Genomic DNA, 23,637 nt, shown 5'->3' with positions numbered 1-23,637 from the left:
TCTTACCCCTTCACTGAGCCAGCGGTCAGGCCGCGGATGAAATACTTACCGGCAACGACATAGACGAGCAGCGTCGGCAGCCCCGCGATGATCGCGGCAGCCATGTCGACGTTGTACTCTTTGACGCCGGTGGTGGAGTTTACGATGTTGTTAAGCGCAACAGTCACGGGCTGCGTCCCCGCCTGGCTGAACGACACACCGAACAGGAAGTCATTCCAGATCTGCGTGAACTGCCAGATCACTGTCACCACGATGATGGGCAACGACAGCGGCAGGAAGATCGACCAGAAAATCCGCAGGAACCCAGCCCCGTCGACACGGGCGGCCTTGGTCAGCTCTGCCGGAATGGTGACATAGTAGTTGCGGAAGAACAGCGTGGTGAAGCCCAGCCCATAGATCACATGGACGAAGATCAGGCCCGGAATGGTTCCGGCGATCCCCATCATGCCCAGCAGACGCGCCATCGGCAGCAGGACAACTTGGAACGGGATGAAGCAACCAAACAGCATCAGTGAGAAGATGATGTTGGCCCCTTTGAATCGCCATTGCGCCACGACATAGCCGTTCAGCGCACCCAGCAGGGTCGACAAAAACACCGCAGGCACCGCGATCAGGACCGAATTCCAGAAATAGGGCCGCAAGCCTTCACACTGGATGCCGGTACAGGCCCCGGACCATGCGGTTTTCCAGGCATCGAAGCTGACCTCACGTGGCAGCGAAATCAGGCTGCCGGTGCGAATTTCCTCAAGGCTTTTTAGCGATGTCGTCAACATAACGAACAGCGGCATCAGGTAATACAGCGCAAACAGGCCCAGCAGGACATACAGCAACCAGCGCAGGGCAATCTTGCCGGCGGCACTTTGGCTGCGGGTTTGGGGCATCGACAGATCAGTCATTTTTCGCCCTCAGCTCTGAATAAAGATAGGGAACCACGATGGCAAAGACGACCAGCATCATGATCATCGCAGATGACGCCGCCTGACCGATATCGCCGCGCGAAAAGGCCATTGCATACATGTAGGTGGCGGGCAGATCGGTGGCATAACCGGGTCCACCACCGGTCAGGGCGATTACCAGGTCAAAACTCTTGATCGCCAGATGCGCCAGCACGATGAAGGCGGACAGGAATATCGGAGCCATCGAAGGGATGATGATCGCCGTATAAATGCGCCATGTGGGGATACCATCGACCTGCGCGGCCTTGATGATCTCTCCGTCCACTGACCGCAGGCCGGCAAGAAACAGCGCCATGACGAAACCCGAGCTTTGCCAGATCGCGGCAATCACAATGGTGTAGATTGCGTAATCTGGGTTCACCAGCCAGTCGAATTCGAAATTCGTAAAGCCCCAACCCTGCACCATGGATTCAATACCCAGGCCCGGGTTCAGGATCCACTTCCAGGCTGTCCCGGTCACAATCATCGACAGCGCCATGGGATACAGGTAGATCGTGCGAATGGCCCCTTCGACCCGGATCTTCTGATCCAGCAGGATGGCCAACAACAGGCCCAGCACCATCGCGATCACGATGAACAGAGCGCCAAAGATATAAAGGTTGTTGATTGCCGTGTCCCAACGGGGCGAGTCGAACAGGCGTTCATATTGAATGAAGCCATTGATCTCGTATTTCGGCAGTAGTTTAGATCGGGTCAGCGACACCCATGCGGTCCATCCGATAAATCCGTAGACAAAGATCAATACGGCGATGAACGACGGTGCCAGCACCACCTTGGGTAGGTGGTTTTCCAGCCATTCGGACATTTTAGCCTCCGGGGAAAGGTGCTCTGCCCCGCATCATGGGGGCAGAGCGTGTTGGATCAGTAGCTGTTTGCTACTGCGGTCGCCAATTGCTGAACCGCGTCAGCCGACGACATATCCGAGTTGAAATGCGCGGTTACAACATCCGTTATCGCACCGGACTGCGAGCCGCGCAGCGCCATGCCATGGGCATAGGACGGCAGCAGGGAGCCCGCGTCCGAGGTCGAGCCCATGTCTTCGGCCGACAGGTTGGCACAGATGTCGAAGTCATCCAGCGCAACGTCGGTTCGCGCGGGGATCGAGCCCTTGTTCAGGTTGAACACCTTCTGGAAGTTCGGTGCCACGATCAGCTTGGCCAGCAGGTCCTGACCAGCTTTCTTGTCATCGCCATCCACGTCGAACATGGCAAAGCTGTCGACGTTGTACAGGTAGCCGTCGCCAGGGGTCGAGGCGCACAGGAAATCCTCGCCGGGCTTTTTGCCTGCCGCCAGAAACTCGCCCTTGGCCCAGTCACCCATGATCTGGAACGCGGCTTCGCCGTTCATGACCATTGCAGTAGCGAGGTTCCAGTCGCGGCCCGAGAAGTTCTCGTCCACGTACCCGCGCATTGTACGCATCTGGTCAAAAACCTGAACCATTGTGTCCGATGTCAGCGCCTCGGGGTCCAGATCAACCAGTGCTTTCTGGAAGAACTCGGGCCCGCCGATACCCAGAACCACTGTTTCAAAAACGGTTGCATCCTGCCACGCCTGACCACCATGGGCCAACGGGATCACACCCGCGGCTTGCAGCTTGTCAGCGGCAGCGTTGAATTCGTCCCACGTGGTCGGCATCTCGATGCCGTTTGCGGCCAGTACGTCTGCATTGGCCCAGATCCAGTCAACACGGTGAACGTTCACTGGCGCCGCACACCAGGCACCATCGCATTTCATGTGACCCGCAATTGACGCTGGCAGCACATTGCCCCAGCCTTCAGCTTCGGCGACAGATGAGATATCGGCCAGTACGCCTTCTTCATACCATTCCTGAATGGCGGGGCCTTTCAGCTGAACGGCGGTCGGTGCGTTTCCCGACAATACGCGGGCTCGCAGCGCAGTCATCGCCGCGTCACCACCGCCACCTGCAACCGGCATATCGGTCCAGGTGCCACCGTTCGAGGCGAACTCTTCCTGCAACACCGCCACCGATTTGGCCTCGCCACCCGACGTCCACCAGTGCAGAACCTCGGCCTCTGGTCCGGCCAGAACCGACGACCCGGCCACAACGGCCAGCGTCGATACGGTTGCAAACGCAAAACGCTTCATATCGTGTCTCCTCCCTAGAGAACTCTGTAACTGCAAATGCAGCGATGCCCGCCATGTTGCGGGCTGTTCTTCATCTGGCAACGCGGAATCCGCTCTGAAGCTGCGCCACCATCCAGATTTTCACCGCTTTTGTTACAGCGTGTTACGTTGACATTGAATTTGTTTCCGTTCGTTACAATGCATGATGTCGGAGACGCAGGAGTTGGGAGGAAATCCGCGTGAGCATTCCGCGACTATTGGTGGTGGACGATGACCCCGAGATGCGGTCAATGATGACCCAGTTCTTGCAACAGAACGGATTCATTGCCCTGCCTGCCAGCTCAGAAAACGAAATCCGTACGCATCTGACCTCAGGCCGGATCGACCTGATCCTGCTGGACGTATTGCTTGGGGATGAAAACGGGGTCGAGATATGCGCCCGTCTGCGCGCCGAGCAGGATGTTCCGATTATCCTGGTCTCAGCTTTGTCGGCCGATCATCAGCGCATGGCGGGGTACGAGGTTGGGGCCGATGACTATATCGCCAAACCCTTCAACCCCAAGCTTCTGCTGGCGCGCGTCCGCGCTGTGATGCAGCGCGCCCGGCGCACACCTTCTTTGACCTATCGCCGTCGCACCAAGTGCTTTCGTTTCAACAACTGGACCTATGATGGCAAACGGGATGAGGTTCACTCGCCCGAGGGTTATCTGGTCTCGCTGTCGCAACGGGAAACGGCGCTGCTCAAGGTTCTGCTGGCCAATCCGCATATCCCCCTGACCCGGGACGAGATCGCCGTCGCGCTGGATGTCACTGGCAGCACCGACAAACCCGAAGCACCAGGCCGCGCCATTGACATGCTGGTCGGGCGGCTACGCTCAAAGCTTGAGACCAACCCGAAAGACCCACAGATGCTGCGAACCGAACGCGGGGTCGGCTATGTGTTCGCCGCCGAGGTCACGGTGGAAGAGGACGCATGAACGCGCGCGCGCCGCGCCTGCGCAGCCTCGGCTGGATTTGGACCGGTGCGGCTTTTGCTTCCGGCCTGCTTGCAGCGGGACTCTGGTTCGCTTCGGCCCGCGCCTGGGATGACTTTTTGACTCGCGCGTATGTTGTTGGTTTCGCGGTTTACGAGGATCTGCGAGCAGGACAAACCCCGCCGCCGGGAATCTCGATCATCCCCTTGCCACCAGAAGTCGCCCGGCTTGCGGATGCCGGTCTGTTCGAACAACTGCCGGGCTTGTCAGATCGCAGTTTTGTCACCAACCTGTCGATCCTGTCTGACAACACCGACCCATTGGGCGGTCGTGAGCTGACTCTGGCAGTGATGTCCGACCGGCTGGTTTATCCCGTTTCGGACATTATGTCCGGCATTGATCAGACCGGACCCGAGAAAATGGGCAACCTCACCCGCCTTCTGGCCACCTATTGCAGCGAACCGATCCTGATCGCTCAGTTTGGACGCAGCCCCTGGCAGCGTGTGGATGGCAGCAAATTCTGGGGTTGTGGTGCCGCCCCCGCCGATTTGCGTCTACCCGCCATGCTGGCCGCAGTCGTGGCGCTTGCGGTCATTCTGACCTCGGTCGGCAACGTCTCGGACAGCTTCACCCGGTTTGCCACTGCGCTGCGCGATCGCAAGCGCCGGGGTGGGCCGAACAACTATGACGCAGATGGCCCTTTGGAACTGCGCGAGATTGTGTCGGCGGTGAACGCGCATCTGGACGACGAACGCATGCAATTGGAAAAACGCGCGACGGTCTTGTCCGGTGTCAGTCATGATCTGGGCACACCTGCAACCCGCGTGCGCTTGCGGGCGGCATTGATTGACGATGAAGAGCTACGCGAAAAACTTGAAGCCGACGTGGACCAAATGACCGGCATGATCGAAAGCGTGCTGACCTACACCCGATCGGAACTGAGCATCGAAGAGCCTCAGCAGATTTCACTGACCGCCCTCGTCGAGTCTCTGGTAGCCGATTATCAGGACATGGACCTGCCGGTCTCGCTCAGAAAAATTGCTCCGGTCGAAATGAAAGGGGCCTCTTCCCTGTTCATGTCGCGACGAGGGCATGGGTCATTGCCGGAAACGCGAAGGATGCTTGTGATGGCTCGACCGATCTCGCTGAAGCGAGCGCTGACCAACCTGATCGACAATGCCCTGAAATATGGGCGCCGCGCCGAGGTGCAGCTGGAAACCGACGCCACCACCGCGACGATCACGGTCGAGGACAAAGGCACTGATCTGTCAGTTTCGGATATCGAAGCGCTCATGTCGCCGTTCCGGCGCGGTTCGAATACCGGGTCATCGGACGGGTTCGGCCTGGGTCTGACCATCGTCGCGACTGTCGCAGAACAGCACGGTGGTGCGTTGCGCTTCGAGGCCGGTGATCCGGGTCTGCGCGCGCAGTTGCAGATCACCCGGCAGTAGGTGCATTGCGATCCTTGCCGCAGAAACCAGCTGGGCTTGAAGGCGAACCGGCATTCGGTGCCATGAATTGGCGAATCCCTCAAGCAGGTTGGGTCGCCGTACTTGGCTAGGCTATCGAAATTCCTACAAATTGAGTCTGCGAACAAAATTGTTGTCGAAACTTGCAGGCTGCCCTTCACCAAACATCTGCCGGATGGCGCGCCAAGCGTCGATGCGGCGGTAGCCGGGGTTGGATACCATGGGCTGTCTCACCGGCATGTGGTTGAGATCGTCTGCGATCATCTGGTCCGTTTCGAGTCCCCAGTGCAACACGCCATCAAGGCCGTCCTCACGGTTCAGGCGAAGTGTTTCGCGTTGAATCTCGTCCATCAGGACATTGGATTCGATAGTGCGCAGGCCCACGACCTCGACCATAACCGAATAGGGCTCGAACTGCTGCATTCCCATTAATGTCCGCGTGGCTGGGCAAACACGGATCGAGATGTACCCAATGAGCGGGTTGTTTTCCCCATTCATGAGCGGATCCAGAATGGCATCGAAAATCGTGCGCTGAAGATAGGTGAAGGCGACATCACGATGCAACGCAACCTCAATGCCTCTACCCGGTATGCCGCCTTCTGGCCAGCCTATGGCGCCGACCTCGTAGGACACTCCTGTCGTGGTTGACGTCAGTCCTTCGCGTGTTCCCTGAAGAGCGTGCAGAACCGTGTCGAGGATGTCGCCAAGGAACTGATGACCGCGATCGGCGGGTCTGTTTTCGATCTCGTTCAGAACCGCCTGCACATTTATTGTGGACAAAAGCGTCGCCAATATCTGTGGGCGCGACGTCACGAAACCGATCAGACGGGACAGTTGATCCACATTGTTCGCAAGGTCCAGCACACTTGTGCCGTAGCTCAGGAAATCATGGAGCCGACCCAAAGTCGCGTCCGCCAGGAGATCGGCCACAAGGATAGTTTTTGAGTTGCGTGACAGCATTGCATCCGCAGTCGAAAGATACGTGTCAAAATCCAGCGGAAGTGGATTGGGATCGAGCGGTAGCCGCTCGGTGACCCGCCGATTGACCACCCAACACGCGCGGTTGATCGGATTGATGGCAAGATCGACATAGACGTTGTCGGTCGCCGCAATCCCGGATCCATTGGCGGCACCGTCAATCAGAAAATCCAACACGCGATGATTGCTTTCGATATCGCCGTCTCGCAGATCGTCCATGCGGACATCGGCAAGCCCAAGAAGCCGTCCCCATGACCCCAGCGAAACGGTGCGCTGTTCCAACCCATATTGTTCCACCACTTCAAGTACGATGGAATAGGCAACACCCATAGTTCCCATCGATACGATCAGCGCGTTTAACACGTCCTGCCCGGTCAGATCGTCCAAGCCCTCCCATGCGCCAGTAATAAAACGCTCTTGTTCCACACCGGGGTACAAGGCATGAACAGCTTCGAAATCCGCAATCGGGGTCTCGCCTTCAATCCACCATTCCAGACCGCCGGGACCGACAAGATGTATCGCGCGGACCATGTCGACCAGAAGCGGCCAGCGGAACTCGCCCCCATGGGTTGCGGTTGCAATGGTTCCGGCCAAAGTAGCACCCGGTGATCCCCCACTGGCTCTGAGCGCCAACCGCGGGCTCTGGTGATCAAGCAACACGTTCAGGTTTGCCATGGTGATCCCTGCCTCAACCCAGACATAGTGGGACCCGTTTTCAATTGCAGCCTGCGCGTCCTGTCCCAGGACGCGCGCCATGTCCGCTTGCAGGCTGCCTCGAAGACCGCGGGTATCAATGATGCTGTAGCGGTCCGACGCGAACGGCATGTTCGGTCCCGGCGCAACCTCCTCTGCCAGCGCTTGTTGATTGTAGCGCCGTCCCTGACGATAGCCCTGATCAAAGGTCTGGGGTCTGAGATCAATTGGCAGACGTTCGCGACCACCCCGCCCCATAAGCGTGTTTCGAAAATCGTGTTCTACCGGACCCCGGCCATCCTGAATGGAAACAGCATTAACTTCATCCTGAGTTGCGAAGGGTAGAACCGCGTCACCGAAGGACCACGCCCCTCCCATCGCTTTCACCCTGTCGTCCGCCCCGAGGTCCTGAATTGCCGCCACCAGTTCTGCCAGACTTTGCGGTTGAATGCGTTTGGAATACGCGAACCCGTAGCTCCAGCCCCAGTTGCGGAACAGCGTTCCGGATTCGCCATCAAAACTGCCAGGACAGGGCCAGACGCCGCCAATCCAGTCGGTCTCAAGAACGGTATCGTCGTCGGTTTCGCCCTCGATGGTCAACGCACCTTCAGGCCAGAACTGGACGCTTGTGTTGTTGTCCCGCACATTACCTGCAACAACGATCCGGGATGACTGCGCCGCAAGGCGCACAGCCGCCCCGCGAACGATGTCCCCCGTAATTTCGATTTCACCGCAGGCAACGAAGTCCACACGGCATTCATCGCTGATTTTTCCGTCGACAAAGATGTCTTCGCCTGCGGTGGCGCGGACATCACAATCATTGTTTATCTTGCGTTCATCGTCACCTCCTTCGGTGGCAATCGAGACCGACCCGCCCGCAGAAATCTCGACCTTGCAGGCATTGTCGATCTTTCCTCCGATGCTCACCGAACCATCGAGACTGGTCAGGCGTACGTTGCTGTCCTTGTCAATCTTCCGATCCCCGCTGCCGCCCGTCGTGCCGATCGAGATATCGCCACGGGCCTCGACGCGCACATTGCTGTTGCCGTCTATCTTGCCTTTTAGTTCGACGATGCCGCCGCTCGACGTCGCCACCAAGGTGCTTCGGCCATCACATTTTGATCCACCTGGGTCATCCTCCGTTCCGATAACGATATCGCCAAAAGCCGTCAGCGACGCAGAGCTGGCACCGTCAATTTTTCCATCAATCGTTATAGACCCGGTTGTGCTGACAAGATTGAGCGCGCTTCGACCGTCAATTTTGCCCTCAAGGTGAATGTCGTCATCAATGACCAGATTGAAGGTCTCGCCACCGTCAATATCACGAGAAATGGTATGCATCGTCCGTCCTCCAAACGTCTGTGCCAAACCGAAAAACTCGTGAAAACAAAAATGGGTCACACAACGGTCCGGCCTCGCCATTCGACGATCATCGAAAATGGAGTGATTGGCAGAAGTAGGGGTGGGTTTTCCGCCATTTGCCCATCTTGCTCAAACCGTCGGCAAAGCATAATCGACCTTGCTTTTGGCCATGATACCATGAATTTTCGCTATGTGTTGACCAAGACCCTCGCATGAGACAGGTCCAATAGGTCACTGGGAAAAACACGTACAAAACTGACATTTGTATCACGAATTTCAGTTTGATAACGTCAAACACGCGCTGGGGAGGGCGCGTACATCTTCATGTTGGACTATTCGCACAATGCGTGGCTCGTGGCGGCCTCTTTGGCCGTGGCACTTATGGCCGGGTTTACAGGTCTCTACCTGACCCATGGCGCGTCTAAACTAGATAGTCAAAAGCGGAAATTCATAGTTGCGCTTGCCGCCATCATTTTGGGTGGTGGCATCTGGTCCATGCACTTTGTCGCGATGTTGGGTCTGCAGCTTCCAATCCTGTTCTACTATGACGCCTTGGTGACATTGATTTCGGCGCTGGTTGCCATTCTGATGGTGGGTTTGGCGTTACTTTTGCTGCATTTTCGTCCCAGAACTCTGCCAACCATCGTTGGTGCCGGCGTGATCGTGGGGCTTGGCATCGTCGCAATGCACTACATCGGAATGGCCGGGATGGAGCTTTGCCGCCCGGTCTACAATGTGCAGGACGTGGTGATCGCAACGTTAGCATCCGTGGTGTTGTCGGTTCTGGCCATCTGGGTGGCCTATGACAATCGAACGCAACGCAACATTCTGCTTGGTACGGTCTGTTTCGGAATGGCGGTGTTCACCATGCACTTCGTGGCAACGGGACTGACCGACTTTGTCGCCAGCGAGAATACAGGCGGCGCCGGTCCGGCGCTGAACAATCAGGTGCTTGCCATGGGTGTTACGGTGGCGGTTTTCCTGATCTGCGGAGCTTTTCTGCTGACAGGGGTGACATTCTTTGGGTTTGAGCCAGAGCAAGAGGCGCAGCTGGACACGCCCGATCCGGAACAGGCTGCCCCGGTTCAGATGCGGGCAGGTGTCCCATTCGAGCGTGAGGGCCAGACATTTTTCAGCCCGGCTGGTGATATCGCGGCAGTCCGGGCCGAAGGGCACTACACCGTTCTTTACCTGGGTGCCGAGAAACTGTTCTGCCCCTGGTCGATCACCGAGGCCGAATCGCGCCTGAAACCTGACGGTTTTCTGCGGGCGCACCGCAGCTATCTGGTGAACCCAAAACATGTATCGAGCTTTGAGCGCCACAAGGACAACGGCACCTGTTATTTTGACGGCGTCGACGCATTGGCCAAAGTTCCAGTCAGTCGATCCCGCCTCAACGACATCCGCGAGGCTTTGGGCCTCTGATCGCAACTCGTGCAGCTTATTCGCATTTCGTGAAACAAGCTGCGCGCCCTGTTTTCATTGGCTGGCACAGACGGTCCTCCCATCTTTTCCTGAGGCCAGGTTCCCCAAGGCAATTTGTCCGGACCCAGGGAGGAAAAAGATGATACCAGCCGGTTTCGAGTATCACCGGCCAGGCGATATCGCCTCGGCCATTGGCATTTTACAGGAGCACGGAGACGAGGCGCGCGTGATCGCGGGGGGGCACAGCCTGATCCCGATGATGAAACTGCGCATGGCCGAGATGGGCCATCTGGTCGATCTTCAGGCCATTGACGAACTCAGGGGCATCGAATTCGGGTCCGACACCGTGACCCTGGGTGCGATGGTCACGCAGCATGAGTTGATTACTCATGACGGTCTGGCCGCGGCCATTCCTTTGATCCGCGAGGCGGCATTACAGATTGCGGATCCCCAAGTGCGGTACATGGGCACCGTTGGTGGCAATGTGGCCAATGGCGATCCGGGCAATGACATGCCGGGGCTGATGCAGTGTCTCAACGCAACATTCGTACTGGCAGGTCCTGACGGAAGCCGCAACGTGGCCGCGCGTGATTTTTATGAAGCTGCCTATTTCACGGCGCGGGACGATGAAGAAATTCTGACGCGGATTTCGATCCCTGTGCCGGGTTCAGGTGTCGGTCAGGCCTATGAAAAGCAAAAGCGCAAGATCGGGGACTACGCGACTGCTGCTGCGGCTGTAATCGTCGGCAACGGTCAGGCCTCGGTTGCGATGACCAATCTCGCCGATACGCCCATCTGGTCCGAAAGCGCCAGCAGCGCCCTGGCGGGCGGAGATGTCGAAGGCTGTGTGACCGCAATGCTTTCCGCAATCGATCCGGTGGCCGACAATCGTGGGCCTGTCGAATTCAAGAAACATGTGGCCGCCGTGATGCTGCGCCGCGCCATCGACCGTGCGCAAAGCCGCGCGGGTTGAGGGGAGGAAATCATGTCCAAAATGCACGTCAAACTGACCGTGAACGGCAAGCAGGTCGAAGGTCTGGCCGAGCCGCGCACGCTGCTGATCCACTTCCTGCGGGAAGATCTGAAAATCACCGGCCCTCATATCGGTTGCGAGACCAGCCATTGCGGCGCCTGCACCGTCGATATCGACGGCAAGTCCGTCAAGTCCTGCACCACTTTTGTGGCGCAGGTGAACGGGGCCGATGTCACCACCGTCGAAGGACTGACCAACGATGACGGCAGCCTCGGCGTTCTGCAGGAAATGTTCCGCGAACATCACGGGCTGCAATGTGGCTTCTGCACGCCTGGCATGATCACCCGCGCGCATCGCTTGCTACAGGAAAACCCGAACCCGACCGAAGAAGACATCCGCTTTGGCATGGCCGGGAACCTTTGCCGCTGCACCGGGTATCAGAACATCGTCAAGGCGATCTCGGCTTCGGCTGACATGCTGAACGCTCAGAAGGAGGCTGCGGAATGAATGACCAGACTCTGACCCCCGAAGAACGCGCCGCCAATCTCAAAGGGATGGGCAGTTCGCGCAAACGCGTCGAAGATGTCCGTTTTACCCAGGGCAAAGGCAACTATGTCGATGACATCAAGCTGGATGGAATGTTGTTCGGTGACTTTGTACGCTCCCCCTATGCGCACGCACGCGTCGTCAGCGTGAACAAAGAGGCCGCTTTGGCGTTGCCCGGCGTGATCGCCGTTTTGACTGCCGAAGACCTGTCGCCACTTGGCCTGCACTGGATGCCGACGCTGGCCGGTGACAAGCAAATGGTACTTGCCGACGGAAAGGTCCTGTTTCAAGGCCAGGAAGTTGCCTATGTCGTTGCCGAAGACCGCTACATTGCGGCAGATGCGGTGGAACTGGTCGAGGTCGACTATGAAGAACTGCCGGTTCTGACCGACCCGTTTGAGGCCCTGAAATCCGATGTTGTCCTGCGCGAAGACCTTGAGGGGCAGACCGAAGGCGCGCATGGCCCTCGCAAGCATCACAACCACATCTTCACCTGGGAACAGGGCGACAAAGACGCGACCGAGGCTATTCTGGCCGAGGCCGATGTGGTGGCCGAAGAGATGGTCTACTACCATCGCACCCACCCGTGCCCGCTGGAGACCTGTGGCTGCGTGGCGTCGATGGACAAGGTAACCGGCAAGCTGACGCTCTATGGCACCTTCCAGGCTCCACATGCGATCCGGACGGTTGTGTCGCTGATCTCGGGTCTGGCCGAGCACAATATCCGGGTGATCAGCCCCGATATCGGTGGCGGTTTCGGCAACAAGGTTGGGGCCTACGCCGGATATGTTTGTTCTGTAGTTGCGTCGATCGTGACTGGCCAGCCCGTGAAGTGGGTTGAGGATCGGATGGAAAACCTGATGTCGACCGCCTTTGCGCGCGACTACTGGATGCAGGGCAAGATCGCCGCGACGAAGGACGGTAAGATCACCGGCCTGTGGTGCCACACCACGGCAGACCACGGCGGTTTTGACGCCTGCGCCGACCCGACCAAGTTCCCAGCGGGGTTCATGAACATCTGCACCGGGTCTTATGACATCCCGACAGCCTATCTTGCTGTGGACGGCGTATACACCAACAAGGCGCCGGGTGGCGTGGCCTATCGTTGCTCTTTCCGGGTGACCGAAGCCGCGTATTTCATCGAACGCATGATTGAGGTTCTGGCCATCAAGCTGAACATGGACGCAGCCGAGCTGCGCCGGATCAACTTCATCAAGGCCGATCAGTTCCCATACCAGTCCGCGCTGGGCTGGGAGTATGACTCGGGCGATTATCACACTGCCTGGGACAAGGCGCTGAAGGCAGTCGACTATGACGGTCTAAGGGCCGAACAGGCGCAGAGGATCGAGGATTTCAAAGCAGGTAAGACACGCAAACTGCTAGGGATTGGCTTGACGCATTTTACTGAAATCGTCGGTGCAGGACCTGTGAAGAACTGCGATATCCTTGGGCTGGGCATGTTCGATAGTTGCGAAATCCGTATCCACCCGACGGGCTCTGCCATCGCGCGACTGGGAACAATCTCTCAGGGTCAGGGCCATGCGACGACCTTTGCACAGATCATCGCCAGTGAAATCGGTCTGCCCGCCGATGATATCACACTGGAGGAAGGCGACACCGACACCGCACCTTATGGGCTGGGAACCTATGGGTCCCGGTCGACGCCAGTGGCCGGTGCGGCAACGGCAATGGCCGCGCGCAAGATCCGCGCCAAAGCGCAGATGATCGCGGCCTATCTGCTGGAGGTCCATGACGACGATGTCGAATGGGACGTGGATCGGTTTGCGGTCAAAGGCGCGCCCGAGCGGTTCAAGTCCATGAAAGAGATCGCCTTTGCCGCCTACAATCAGGCGATCCCCGGTCTCGAACCTGGGCTGGAGGCGGTCAGCTACTATGACCCGCCGAACATGACGTATCCTTTCGGAGCTTATGTCTGCGTCATGGAGATCGACGTAGATACCGGCGAATGGGAGGTCCGGCAATTCTACGCTTTGGACGACTGCGGCACGCGCATCAACCCGATGATCATCGAAGGCCAGGTCCACGGCGGAGTGACGGAAGCTTTGGCCATCGCCATGGGTCAGGAGATTGCCTATGATGAGATGGGTAATGTGAAGACCGGCACGCTGATGGATTTCTTCCTGCCGACGGCCTGGGAGACGCCGAATTACACCACCGATCACACGGTGACACCGTCGCCGCATCATCCGATTGGGGCCAAGGGTGTCGGGGAAAGTCCAAATGTGGGCGGCGTGCCTGCTTTCTCGAACGCGGTGCATGATGCGTTCCGACCGTTTGGGTTGGTTCAAAGTCACATGCCGCACGACCACTGGCGAATCTGGAAGATTGCCAATGGGTTGGGGATGCATGGATAACTGGGTTCGGACCGGCTGATGCCGGTCCGACCAGGCGGAGGGGGTCAGCCTCCTCCGCACCTCCCCCGGGATATTTTTGGCCAGATGAAGAATGGATCCTGGTTTTGACTTTAAGTGAAATGCAGAATGGATTGGCCGCGCAGGGTTATGTTGCCGATAACAGGTTGGCGATGGCGTTGCATCTGGCACAGGCATTGGGCCGGCCGTTACTGTTGGAAGGACCGGCTGGGGTCGGTAAAACCGAAGTCGCAAAGGCACTTGCCGCTCATCGAGACGCGCGGTTGATCCGTTTGCAGTGCTACGAAGGGTTGGATGCGAACCACGCCATCTATGAGTGGAACTATCAACGGCAGTTGCTCGCTATTCGCGCAAGCGATGCACAAGGCGGTACACGCGAAGAACACCTGTTTTCGGACGACTACTTGTTGAAACGACCTTTGCTGGAGGCAATCAGCCAAGACGTCCCGCCGGTACTGTTGATCGATGAGATTGATCGAGCGGATGAAGAGTTCGAGGCCTATCTGCTTGAGATACTTTCGGACTTTCAGATCACGATTCCTGAACTTGGCACAATAAAAGCGCGATCTCGGCCAATCGTTGTCCTGACGGCCAATGGAACTCGGGACCTGTCTGATGCACTGCGCCGTCGGTGCTTGTACAGCCACATTGACTACCCGTCTCGCGAAACAGAGTTGGCCATATTGAAAGCACGCATGCCCAAAGTCGAGGGCGTGTTGGCTCGGCAGATCATTGGTGTTGTCCAGGCGATGCGGAAGGAAGATCTTGAAAAGACGCCCGGTATTGCCGAGATGCTGGACTGGGCGGCCGCTCTTTCAGGATTGGGCGTAAATGATCTGGCTCGGTCCCGCGAAGAGGTTCAGGCCACCCTTGTGTGTCTGTTGAAAACCGCGTCTGACTATGATGCTGCTCCGCCCGAAGTCCTGGATCGGCTGATCGGAAAGGTCGCGTGATGCAGATCACCCGCTTTCCTTCCCGCGCAGCAGGATTGGCGGACCGCATGGGCGGATTTATGGCGCATCTTCGCGTGAACGGGATAGGCGTGGGGCCCGCCGAAACCGCGGATGCGCTGGCAGCGCTTGCCGCCATTGACGCGACGGATTTCAAACAAGCCCGGGAAGCCCTGCGCGTTCTGTTGTCCGGCAGCAGCGAAGACTGGCAGCGGTTTGACGATCTGTTCGAAGCCTACTGGTTCAACGTCGGAAAACAACGCAGCGGAACCGCAAACACCAAACATGTTCGGGTGCAGTCCGCCAAGCCAATGATTTGGGAGCAGGCCGCAACGGACGCGCAGGATGCAGGTTCGGGCTTGGACCAAAGCACAACACCCGACCCCGGCGATGGCGAGGCCGAAGGCAAAGACGGGCAACTGATTGCAACCCAGACTGTCAATCTGGCGCGTCGCGATCTGCGCGAATTGATGGATGACGCGGCATTGAGGCAGGCAGAACAGGTCGCGACCCGGTTTGCAAAAGCCATTCGCGACCGGCGCTCGCGGCGTCGAAAACAGGCCGCAAGGGGGAAGGCTTTGGATATGCGGCGTATCCAACGCGCCAGCCTGTCAAGAGGTGGAGAGCCGTTGTACATTTACTATCGGGCCCGCCCACCACGCCCGATGCGGATCGTTGCGCTGTGTGACGTCAGCGGGTCGATGACCGTCTACTCACGGGTTTTTCTCTCGTTTCTCAAAGGTTTGGTTGGCAGCGGAACCGAAGCGGACGCTTATCTGTTCCACACGCGTCTGATGCGTGTCACGGATGCACTGCGCGATCACGATTCGTTGCGCGCGGCCGGACGGTTGTCTCTCATGGCCGAAGGATTCGGTGGCGGCACTGATATTTCGGGCAGTCTGGAGCGGTTTCTGAACGCATACGGGGCACGGGCATTGAACGGGCGAACCGTCGTCGTGATCCTTTCGGACGGCTATTGCAGTTCGGCTCCACAGGCGTTGGCAGATGCATTGGCGCGGATCCGGCGCAAGGCCCGGCGGATTGTCTGGCTGAACCCTTTGAAAGGCTGGCAAAACTATCAACCCACTGCGGCCGCCATGCAGGCCGCAGAACCTTACCTCGACGCGCATCTGCCCGCCAACACGCTCGACGCGCTGGCGGCGCTGGAACCTGAATTCCGTAAACTGTGAAAGGGCACGATCATGGCAGCTTTTGACATTTTCGATACGATTGAAGAGTTGCGCCGCAACGGTGACACCTTTTGCCTGGCAACGGTCCTGCGCACGGCCGATGCAACCTCAGCCAAAGCAGGCGGCAAGGCTGCGGTCACTCGGGATGGGCGCATTTTGGGACATCTGGGCGGCGCCTGTGTACAGCGCGCCGTTCGAGCTTCCGCGCAGGAGGCCCTGCGGGCGGGCACCCCGCAAATGATCCGCGTAAAACCCTCGGATAAGGTTGTGGCTATGACAGACCCGGACGGTGTTCAAACCTTCAAAAGCGGGTGCCCGTCGGGAGGCACGGTTGATCTGCTGATAGAGCCTTACCAGGCGGCACCGCGTCTGATCATTTTTGGAGACTCGCCGATCGCGCACGCGCTTGCCTCTCACGCATCACTTGCTGGGTTGCGTGTTTTCGTGCCTGAGGATTCTGAGAACGCTGTCGAGTTTAACGGCTTCGACCCGAACGATCTCAGAACCCTGAGCGTAGAACCACGCGACTTCGTTGTGGTTGCCTCGCAAGGACAAGGCGATGGCGTTGCCTTAAAGGCGGCGTTGGAAACCCCGGCCCGGTGTGTGTCAATGGTTGCGAGCCGGCGGAAAGCCAAGGTGCTGTGCGACAGGCTTGAGGCGCAGGGACTTGCCGCCGAGAAGACCAAGCGGCTCAAGTCCCCTGCAGGTCTGGACATTCACGCTATTGATCCGCACGAAATTGCCCTGTCGATCCTGGCAGAGATCATCCTGTGGCGGAACTCTGGTACATCCGAGGAGACATCGCATGATGAAAAAATGGCTTAGCTGGTTGAAATCCATCCGGGGGGAACACCCGAAGCTGACACCGGAAGAAGCAACCGAAGCTGCCCTCCGCGTATTCCCGAAATGCTGTTGAGACAAGGACCTCTCAAATGGAACTGACAGACGAAATCCGCATCGCCGCCCCGCAAGACGCAGTGTACCGGGCACTGAATGATCCCGATGTACTGCGCGCATGCATTCCCGGGTGCGAGGAACTGATACAACATTCGCCAGAACATCTTGAGGCCAAGGTTGTATTGAAAGTCGGCCCGGTCAAAGCGCGGTTCAGTGGCGACGTGACTTTGGATAACTCAAAAGCACCGGACGGGTTTTCGTTGACCGGCGAAGGAAAAGGCGGCGCTGCCGGTTTTGCCAAAGGGGGTGCGGATGTCACCCTTGTGGCCGACGGGGATGAAACCGTTCTGTCATACACCGCCAAAGTTGATGTCGGTGGAAAGATCGCGCAACTGGGCAGCCGGTTAATTGCGGGAACCGCCAAAAAACTTTCAGGCAAGTTTTTTGACAGCTTCGCGGACATCGTCGCCGAGCAATTTGTGGACTAAGCGCGGCACCGCAAAGGACTGTTTAACCGTTCCGTCGGAAGGCTGGGGCTTGTATTTGGGTGACTGTGTTTAGGGAGCATCCCAATAGAGCTGCCAATGACAATTCCGAGCGATACGCTCATTCGATTGGGCATTGCGGTTTTGCGCCAAGAGACCGGGTGATGTTTTACCCCCAAAAGCGAATATGCACCGCTGTTTGGTGCGGTAAGTCTTTCGGTGTCGGACAAAACTGTTTTTCCGGTTCAGTCTTGGCCAGTCACGCTTGCGTTCCGCTCCAATCTACTTATGAAAGTGCCATACATTGACCTAAGGGAAAGATTGCGATGCGGATGCGCGATACGTTCATCAAACCGATGCATCCGGAAGGTATTCGGTTTGTCGCGATCTTTGCCGCCATAACTGTCGGTCTGTTTCTGCTTTCAGACATTCTGGGCTGGATTGGCGTTGGCCTGACGATCTGGTGCTACTATTTCTTTCGCGACCCCGAACGCGTGCCGCCGAAAGGGGACGGCCTGATCGTCAGTCCGGCAGACGGGGTCGTCTCGCTGATCGAAACGGCAGTGCCGCCGAAAGAACTTGGGATGCCCGACACGCCCCTGACCCGCATCAGCGTGTTCATGAGTGTCTTCAACTGTCACGTGAACCGGACTCCCACAAAAGGCGAGGTTACGGCAGTTGCCTATCGCCCCGGCAAGTTTTTCAACGCATCCCTGGACAAGGCTAGCGCCGACAACGAACGCAACAGTCTGCGCATCAGGCTTGAGACGGGTCAGGACCTCGCCGTCGTTCAGATTGCCGGTCTGGTGGCCAGACGGATTGTCTGCTTCGTAAAACCGGGCCAAGCGATGCAGACCGGAGAGCGATTTGGGTTGATCCGTTTCGGGTCTCGGCTGGATGTCTATCTTCCCGAAGGCGTAGGCTTGCAGGTGCAGGTCGGGCAAACGATGATTGCGGGCGAAACCATCCTTGCCAGTCTTGGCAGGTCTGAAGAAAAATAGGTGGCTGGAACAGTGGCAGACCCATCCAAGCAGGAAGAGACCGGTTTTACACTGATCCACTTTTTGCCCAATGCCTTGACCATAACGGCTATTTGCGCGGGACTGTCAGCTATCAGATTTGGCGTTCAGGGCAACTACGTGCTTGCCGTGCAGCTAGTCATCGCGGCCTGCGTGCTGGATGGATTGGACGGACGCATTGCGCGACTGCTCAACAGCGACAGCAAAATGGGGGCCGAGCTGGATTCACTTGCAGATTTCCTGAATTTCGGGGTCGCGCCGCCGCTCGTGCTCTATTTCTGGGCCTTGCAGGATATTCGAAGCGCGGCATGGCTAGCCGTTCTGATTTTTGCTGTGTGCTGTGTCATGCGCCTTGCCCGGTTCAATGTGGACAGCAAATCCGAGACCTGCGATCACGACAGCGCTTATTTCCAGGGGGTCCCGGCCCCTGCGGGGGCGCTGCTGGTCATGCTCCCCATGTATCTGTCTTTCGCATTCGCGGATGCCCCATTGCTGCCCAGTGTATTGATATGCCTCTATATGGTTTTCATTGGCCTTCTGCTTGTCAGTCGCATACCGACATGGTCTTTCAAGACCACGCGGATTTCGCGCGAGAACGCAAAGTTTTTCCTGATTGGTGTCGCTGTTGTGGGGGCGACGCTGCTGACATTTGCCTGGATTACGCTGATCGCGCTTTGTGTCGGGTATGTGGGAATGGTTGCGTGGGCATGGCTCGAAAAGGAAGTACCTTCTAACCGCTAGGAACCCGATATGGACATCAAAGCCGTTCAAACCTCATATGCTCGCTGGGCACCTGTCTATGACAAGACCTTTGGGGCCCTCACCAATGCCGGCAGACAACACGCGGTAGACTACATCAATAGACATCCTGGAAAGGTTCTCGAGGTTGGCGTGGGCACCGGGCTGTCACTTGAGCATTACGGGCCCGACACGCTGGTGACAGGAATCGATTTCAGCGAGGACATGCTGCAAAAGGCACGCGAGAAAGTCAGGTCCCTGTCGCTCAGCCATGTCGCGGAACTAAGGCAAATGGATGCCCGGACGCTCGACTTCCCGGACGAGTGTTTCGACATGATTGCAGCGATGCATGTTCTGTCCGTTGTTCCGGAACCGGAAAAGGTGATGATGGAAATAGCGCGGGTTTGCAAACCCGGTGGAAGAGTGGTGATAACCAACCATTTCAAACGAAATCAGGGGCTGCTTGCTGCGTTGGAACGCGCGTTTGCTCCTATCGCAAATACAATCGGTTGGCATTCCGATTTCGACATCGAAACCGTGCTGCAAGAGGACACGCTAACCGTTGAAGAACAAAGGCCTCTTCCACCGATGGGTATGATGACTTTTCTTGTTCTGAAAAAATCTGCAGGTGCATAGCAACTGGAAAACAACCAGATGCCGTCACACACAGGACGCTGAGCAACCCCATGTGTGTCCTCCAACTTGGTTTGTATTGCAAAGGGTAAACCCAAGCCGACCGCCCTATTGGAAGAGGCGACCATACCCGGTGCAGGGGTCATCGACACCAGCCAAACGAAGCATGTGCCAGGCCAGCGCCTGGTTGCTTGTAAGGACCGGAACCCCGATCTGCTCTTCCGCCTGACGGATGACGTCAAGGCATCGCAGATTCGTGCAGGAAACAACCACGGCGTCGCAGGGTGCCTGCGCCGCCACCTTTTCAATGGCTGCAAGGATCGATGTTTCAGTTATTCGGGCAACAACTTGATCGTTGCCTTCCTCGAACGAGCCAAAACTGGTGATCTGAAACCCGGCCTCCTCAAGTTTTGACCGCATTCCGGCAGAAACCTCGGGGACGTATGGGGTCACAAAACCCAGCTGTCGTGCCGCTAGGTGTCGACCCGCAGCGATAATTGCCGCCAGCGGATCAGTGACACGTGCGTCCGGACAGACGGTCCTGATGGCGTCGGCGACATTCTCGGACCCGATTACCGTTGATGCAGAGGTGCAGCCGAAACCAATGGCGTCAAAACGCAGAGAAGGTGGCAACAGCCGCGCCGAGGCGGGCAAGTCCTGTTCCATTCGCGCCAGGGTTTCAGGCCGGATCTCGGGCACCATGGGTATTCTGCTGTGATAAAGCGCGACGCCGCTCAGGTTCATGATGCGGGAAAACTCATTCTCCAGCGTCTCGTCCGTTTCAAGGACGATCACGCCAAGATTTGCGCGCGTCCCGATGCCGTCGTCTGTTTGAAATTCAAGCTTCATGATGGGCCTCAGATGATGGGAAGCTGGGGCGCGGCACGCGTGGTCAGAAGTTCCGCGCCACCCGCGCGCACAACGATGTTTTCTTCATGCACCATGACCCGACCGTCGCCGTAGCCAAGCGAAGGTTCAAGGGTCAGCACCATGTTCTCGGTGATCTCGGTCGAATCCCATGTCGTGTGTGACGGCCATTCGGTCAGCTGCATGCCAAGGCCATGACCCAACCTGCCTACGTCGCCGCCCTGATCGTCCAACTCGGAAATCACCTTCTGCATGGCTTGGAAAAGATCTCGGCAAGAGGCGCCGGGACGGGCAGCAGCGATCCCTGCTTCGGTCGCGCGCCAAAGTACGTCATAAGCGCGACGCGAAGCATCATCAGCACTGCCGATGGCCCAGTTTCGGTCAAAATCGCAGAAGTATCCGTCCCAGATAGCACCTGTGTCGAGCATCAGGATATCACCGTGCCCCAGCGGGCGGCGCGACGGCGGAGAGATCACGTCATGGTAGCCACCGGCATCCGCCCCCCCCACAAGATACGGAACATCGTCGGCACCTTGCGCCAACCCTTCGCGGCGGAACGCTCTGAACAGGTCTTCAAGCGGCTGACCTTCCTGCGCAATTTCGGGCACTCGGGCAAAGATACGCGACCCGATGGCACAGATATGCGACAGTTTTTCGATCTCGGCCTCGGATTTCACCATTCGCAATTGCCGCATGATCGGGGTTGCGTCGTCGATCACGAGCCCGTTCAAGCCAGCAATCAGCCGTTCGTAGTCACCAAGAGGCATCCTCAGATGGGTTTCATGGCCCTTCATCAGACCAACCGTCTCGCCACGGTTGGCATACGGCGCCAGCAGATCAGTCAAGAGGCTGATACCGTCATCTTCGGGGGCCGGGGCGCTCCAGGTGCGGATATCAGTGACCCAGGTGCGGCGCATGAGGTCCGCACCGATCTCGGGAATGATTGCAACGGGCTTGCCTGATGCGGGGATGAACAGGAACCACGGGCGGGTCGGGCTTTGCCAGAACAAAGTGTAAAACCCGCTGAAATATCGCACATCCGGTTCGGTGGTTAGCAACATGCCTGCCATGCCGGTTTCGGCCATCTTCGCTTGTGCCGCCGCCGTGCGGGCTGCGTATTCTTCGTTGCTGAAACCGCGAACTGGGGCGCTCATGACTGTTGATCCTTTCGAACGGGCAAACGGTCTTGGACCAGTCTGACCCAAAAATCAGACCCAATCGGCAGCAGGGCATCATTGAAGTCATAGTCCGATGAATGAAGTGGCCTGCCATGGGGTCCGGTTTCACCGTTGCCGAGCAAAAGAAAACAGCCCGGTATGGCGGCCGAAAACTGCGCGAAGTCTTCAGAAAAGCTCATTGGTTCGCGCGCGCGGATCAGATCGGACCCACAGGCCTCGGCTGCGCGATATACCGCCTCGACCGGGGCTTTGGCGTTTATGGTTTCGACGAATTGGGTGTCGAACGTCACTGATGCCTTAATTCCATGCGCCGCGGCCACACCTTCGGCAATCTGGTGCATGAAGCCTTCTATGGCGACACGATCCTCGGGTGATCTGGCCCGGAAATCGCCCTTAAGCGTCGCATTGCCCGGCAGGACGTTTCGCTGACCGTCGGTCAGGAATTCGGTGACGGAGACAACTGCGCCAGAAGCGGGCGCGAGTTTTCGCGCGACCACTGTTTGCAATGCAAGCACAAGTTCAGCGCCGACCGTTATGGCATCGACACCGGTCTGCGGCATCGAGGCATGGCCGCCTTGTCCTTCCAGGGCGATCTCAAAAAGTGTTTCGCTGTTGCAGATAATTCCGGTGCGCGTCGAGATTTGGCCAGTGGGTGCACCGGGAAGATTGTGGATTGCATAAACCTCCTCAACCGGAAACTGTTCAAGTATCCCTTCGTCGATCATCGCACGCGCGCCCAGGCCGTGTTCCTCATTCGGTTGGAACAGGAACACGACAGTGCCGTCAAAAGCAGGGTCTTGGGTCAGACGTTCCGCAGCTCCGAGAAGCATGGTTGTATGCCCGTCGTGACCGCAAGCATGCATCACACCTGACGACGTCGAGACATAGTCATGTTCCGAGGTTTCGGTGATTGGCAGGGCATCCATGTCGGCACGCAACCCGATGGCCTTGTTGCCGTCCCCGGACCTGAGCACGCCGACAACACCAATGCCTTCGTGCACGTCTATCCCAAGGTCGCGCAGACGCTCTGCCACGACCAGCTTTGTCCGGGTTTCGTGAAAGCCCAGTTCGGGGTTGCGATGCAAATCCTGCCGAAGCTGTATCAAACGGGTCTCAAAGTCGCTCATGTCGTCATCCACGTATCGTTGCGTCGACCTTACACAGCCGCGATGCACGAGTTGCATCAAGTTTCCGCCTGCAAGGCAGAAAAACTTGCGCCAAAGCTGCAAGTCCAGATGGAATTATACGAAAGTACGATGTTTCGATGGGAAACAACCGACTCAACGCATTGCGTCGGCTACCGGTATGGCCGTCGACTGGTCAGATCGGCAGGTCCAGGCCGATCTTCGTGCGATCCATCGCGACAGACGTACGAAAGCGGCGCACGTTCGAGTTGTCGAAGAACAACCGATGGGTCAGTTCTTCGTAGTCCTGCATGTCCCGGGCAACACAGACGAGAATAAAGTCGGCGTCACCGGTCACGTAATAGCATTGCTGGACCTGCGGTTCGTTTCTGGCGCGTTTGCGAAAAACATCGAGTTGCTGAAGCGATTCCCGGTCAAGTTCCACAAGAACGACGAATGTCATTCTGAAATCGAAATGCGACGGATCAAGGACGGCCACCTCCTTCAGAATAAGACCGGAGTCCCGCAGCCGTTTCAAGCGTCGCTGCACAGACGGCACCGAAAGGCTGCACTCTTGCGCAAGCTGTTCCAGCCCGATTCGACAGTCCTTTTGCAGCGTTCTTAGGATTGTCGTGTCAGCATCATCAAGTTCGGCTCTCATGAAAAATCTCCGCTGCTACCATGTCAGGTGTGCAATTTATT

Annotated in this window: 21 protein-coding genes; 13 read left to right on the top strand and 8 right to left on the bottom strand. The window is 57.7% G+C overall.

The features are described from left to right. Positions 1-2: 2 nt before the first annotated feature. The 3 genes from ACR0L4_RS15650 to ACR0L4_RS15640 are packed head-to-tail and all read right to left on the bottom strand — an operon-like array spanning position 3 to position 3,062. Positions 3-896, bottom strand: coding sequence for a carbohydrate ABC transporter permease (locus tag ACR0L4_RS15650; protein ID WP_170752762.1), 894 nt, complete (start codon positions 894-896; stop codon positions 3-5). Continuing rightward, the gene (locus tag ACR0L4_RS15645) at positions 889-1,761 is read right to left on the bottom strand and encodes a carbohydrate ABC transporter permease (RefSeq protein ID WP_170752764.1); all 873 of its coding nucleotides are present in this window, start codon (positions 1,759-1,761) and stop codon (positions 889-891) included. The genes ACR0L4_RS15650 and ACR0L4_RS15645 overlap by 8 nt, the downstream gene beginning before the upstream one ends. Positions 1,762-1,817: 56 nt before the next feature. Then, complete coding sequence (locus ACR0L4_RS15640) at positions 1,818-3,062, bottom strand: ABC transporter substrate-binding protein (RefSeq protein ID WP_480514040.1); 1,245 nt, start codon at positions 3,060-3,062, stop codon at positions 1,818-1,820. A gap of 218 nt (positions 3,063-3,280) precedes the next feature. On the opposite strand from ACR0L4_RS15640, the gene ACR0L4_RS15635 reads away from it, so the two are divergent. Further along, positions 3,281-4,018 (top strand): response regulator transcription factor, encoded by a 738-nt coding sequence (locus ACR0L4_RS15635; RefSeq protein ID WP_170752768.1) that lies wholly within the window; start codon positions 3,281-3,283, stop codon positions 4,016-4,018. Beyond that, positions 4,015-5,466 (top strand): sensor histidine kinase, encoded by a 1,452-nt coding sequence (locus tag ACR0L4_RS15630; protein WP_480514038.1) that lies wholly within the window; start codon positions 4,015-4,017, stop codon positions 5,464-5,466. The genes ACR0L4_RS15635 and ACR0L4_RS15630 overlap by 4 nt, the downstream gene beginning before the upstream one ends. Before the next feature lie 123 nt (positions 5,467-5,589). On the opposite strand, the gene ACR0L4_RS15625 is transcribed toward ACR0L4_RS15630, so the two are convergent. After that, the gene (locus ACR0L4_RS15625) at positions 5,590-8,496 is read right to left on the bottom strand and encodes a hypothetical protein (RefSeq protein WP_480514036.1); all 2,907 of its coding nucleotides are present in this window, start codon (positions 8,494-8,496) and stop codon (positions 5,590-5,592) included. Positions 8,497-8,841: 345 nt separating this feature from the next. Between ACR0L4_RS15625 and ACR0L4_RS15620 the strand changes: the two genes are divergently transcribed. The 11 genes from ACR0L4_RS15620 to ACR0L4_RS15570 all read left to right on the top strand — a co-directional run bounded on the left by ACR0L4_RS15620 (position 8,842) and on the right by ACR0L4_RS15570 (position 19,769). Beyond that, positions 8,842-9,942 carry an MHYT domain-containing protein gene (locus ACR0L4_RS15620; protein WP_480514034.1) on the top strand — a complete coding sequence of 367 codons (1,101 nt, stop codon included), beginning with the start codon at positions 8,842-8,844 and terminating at the stop codon, positions 9,940-9,942. A 139-nt stretch (positions 9,943-10,081) separates the two neighbouring features. Then, positions 10,082-10,915, top strand: coding sequence for an FAD binding domain-containing protein (locus ACR0L4_RS15615; protein WP_480514032.1), 834 nt, complete (start codon positions 10,082-10,084; stop codon positions 10,913-10,915). A gap of 12 nt (positions 10,916-10,927) precedes the next feature. After that, on the top strand, positions 10,928-11,422 hold the full coding sequence (locus ACR0L4_RS15610; protein ID WP_170752777.1) for a (2Fe-2S)-binding protein: 495 nt from the start codon (positions 10,928-10,930) through the stop codon (positions 11,420-11,422). Next, complete coding sequence (locus ACR0L4_RS15605) at positions 11,419-13,836, top strand: aerobic carbon-monoxide dehydrogenase large subunit (protein ID WP_480514030.1); 2,418 nt, start codon at positions 11,419-11,421, stop codon at positions 13,834-13,836. Before ACR0L4_RS15610 ends, ACR0L4_RS15605 begins: the two co-directional genes overlap by 4 nt. 119 nt (positions 13,837-13,955) lie before the next feature. Then, positions 13,956-14,807, top strand: coding sequence for an AAA family ATPase (locus ACR0L4_RS15600; RefSeq protein ID WP_480514173.1), 852 nt, complete (start codon positions 13,956-13,958; stop codon positions 14,805-14,807). Further along, entirely contained in the window at positions 14,807-15,994 is a 1,188-nt protein-coding gene (locus tag ACR0L4_RS15595; RefSeq protein ID WP_480514172.1) for a vWA domain-containing protein, read from the top strand. Before ACR0L4_RS15600 ends, ACR0L4_RS15595 begins: the two co-directional genes overlap by 1 nt. Before the next feature lie 12 nt (positions 15,995-16,006). Beyond that, positions 16,007-16,819 (top strand): XdhC family protein, encoded by an 813-nt coding sequence (locus ACR0L4_RS15590; protein ID WP_480514028.1) that lies wholly within the window; start codon positions 16,007-16,009, stop codon positions 16,817-16,819. A 107-nt stretch (positions 16,820-16,926) separates the two neighbouring features. After that, positions 16,927-17,379, top strand: a complete 453-nt coding sequence (locus ACR0L4_RS15585; RefSeq protein ID WP_480514026.1) for an SRPBCC family protein — start codon at positions 16,927-16,929, stop codon at positions 17,377-17,379. 323 nt (positions 17,380-17,702) lie between these two features. Then, complete coding sequence (locus ACR0L4_RS15580; RefSeq protein ID WP_170752787.1) at positions 17,703-18,377, top strand: phosphatidylserine decarboxylase; 675 nt, start codon at positions 17,703-17,705, stop codon at positions 18,375-18,377. Further along, positions 18,378-19,136, top strand: coding sequence for a CDP-diacylglycerol--serine O-phosphatidyltransferase (gene pssA, locus ACR0L4_RS15575; RefSeq protein WP_480514024.1), 759 nt, complete (start codon positions 18,378-18,380; stop codon positions 19,134-19,136). A gap of 9 nt (positions 19,137-19,145) precedes the next feature. Next, the gene (locus tag ACR0L4_RS15570; protein ID WP_170752791.1) at positions 19,146-19,769 is read left to right on the top strand and encodes a class I SAM-dependent methyltransferase; all 624 of its coding nucleotides are present in this window, start codon (positions 19,146-19,148) and stop codon (positions 19,767-19,769) included. A 105-nt stretch (positions 19,770-19,874) separates the two neighbouring features. On the opposite strand, the gene ACR0L4_RS15565 is transcribed toward ACR0L4_RS15570, so the two are convergent. The 4 genes from ACR0L4_RS15565 to ACR0L4_RS15550 all read right to left on the bottom strand — a co-directional run bounded on the left by ACR0L4_RS15565 (position 19,875) and on the right by ACR0L4_RS15550 (position 23,596). Further along, positions 19,875-20,615, bottom strand: coding sequence for a maleate cis-trans isomerase family protein (locus ACR0L4_RS15565; RefSeq protein ID WP_480514021.1), 741 nt, complete (start codon positions 20,613-20,615; stop codon positions 19,875-19,877). A gap of 8 nt (positions 20,616-20,623) precedes the next feature. Further along, the gene (locus ACR0L4_RS15560; RefSeq protein WP_480514019.1) at positions 20,624-21,787 is read right to left on the bottom strand and encodes a M24 family metallopeptidase; all 1,164 of its coding nucleotides are present in this window, start codon (positions 21,785-21,787) and stop codon (positions 20,624-20,626) included. Then, positions 21,784-22,938 carry an amidohydrolase gene (locus ACR0L4_RS15555; RefSeq protein ID WP_480514017.1) on the bottom strand — a complete coding sequence of 385 codons (1,155 nt, stop codon included), beginning with the start codon at positions 22,936-22,938 and terminating at the stop codon, positions 21,784-21,786. Before ACR0L4_RS15555 ends, ACR0L4_RS15560 begins: the two co-directional genes overlap by 4 nt. 193 nt (positions 22,939-23,131) lie before the next feature. Then, positions 23,132-23,596, bottom strand: coding sequence for an Lrp/AsnC family transcriptional regulator (locus ACR0L4_RS15550; protein WP_480514015.1), 465 nt, complete (start codon positions 23,594-23,596; stop codon positions 23,132-23,134). Positions 23,597-23,637 lie beyond the last annotated feature (41 nt).

It is taken from the genome of Ruegeria sp. AB5 (genome assembly GCF_056542645.1).
Note: the sequence above shows the minus strand (reverse complement) of the source record. Positions and strands in the feature narration are given on the sequence as shown.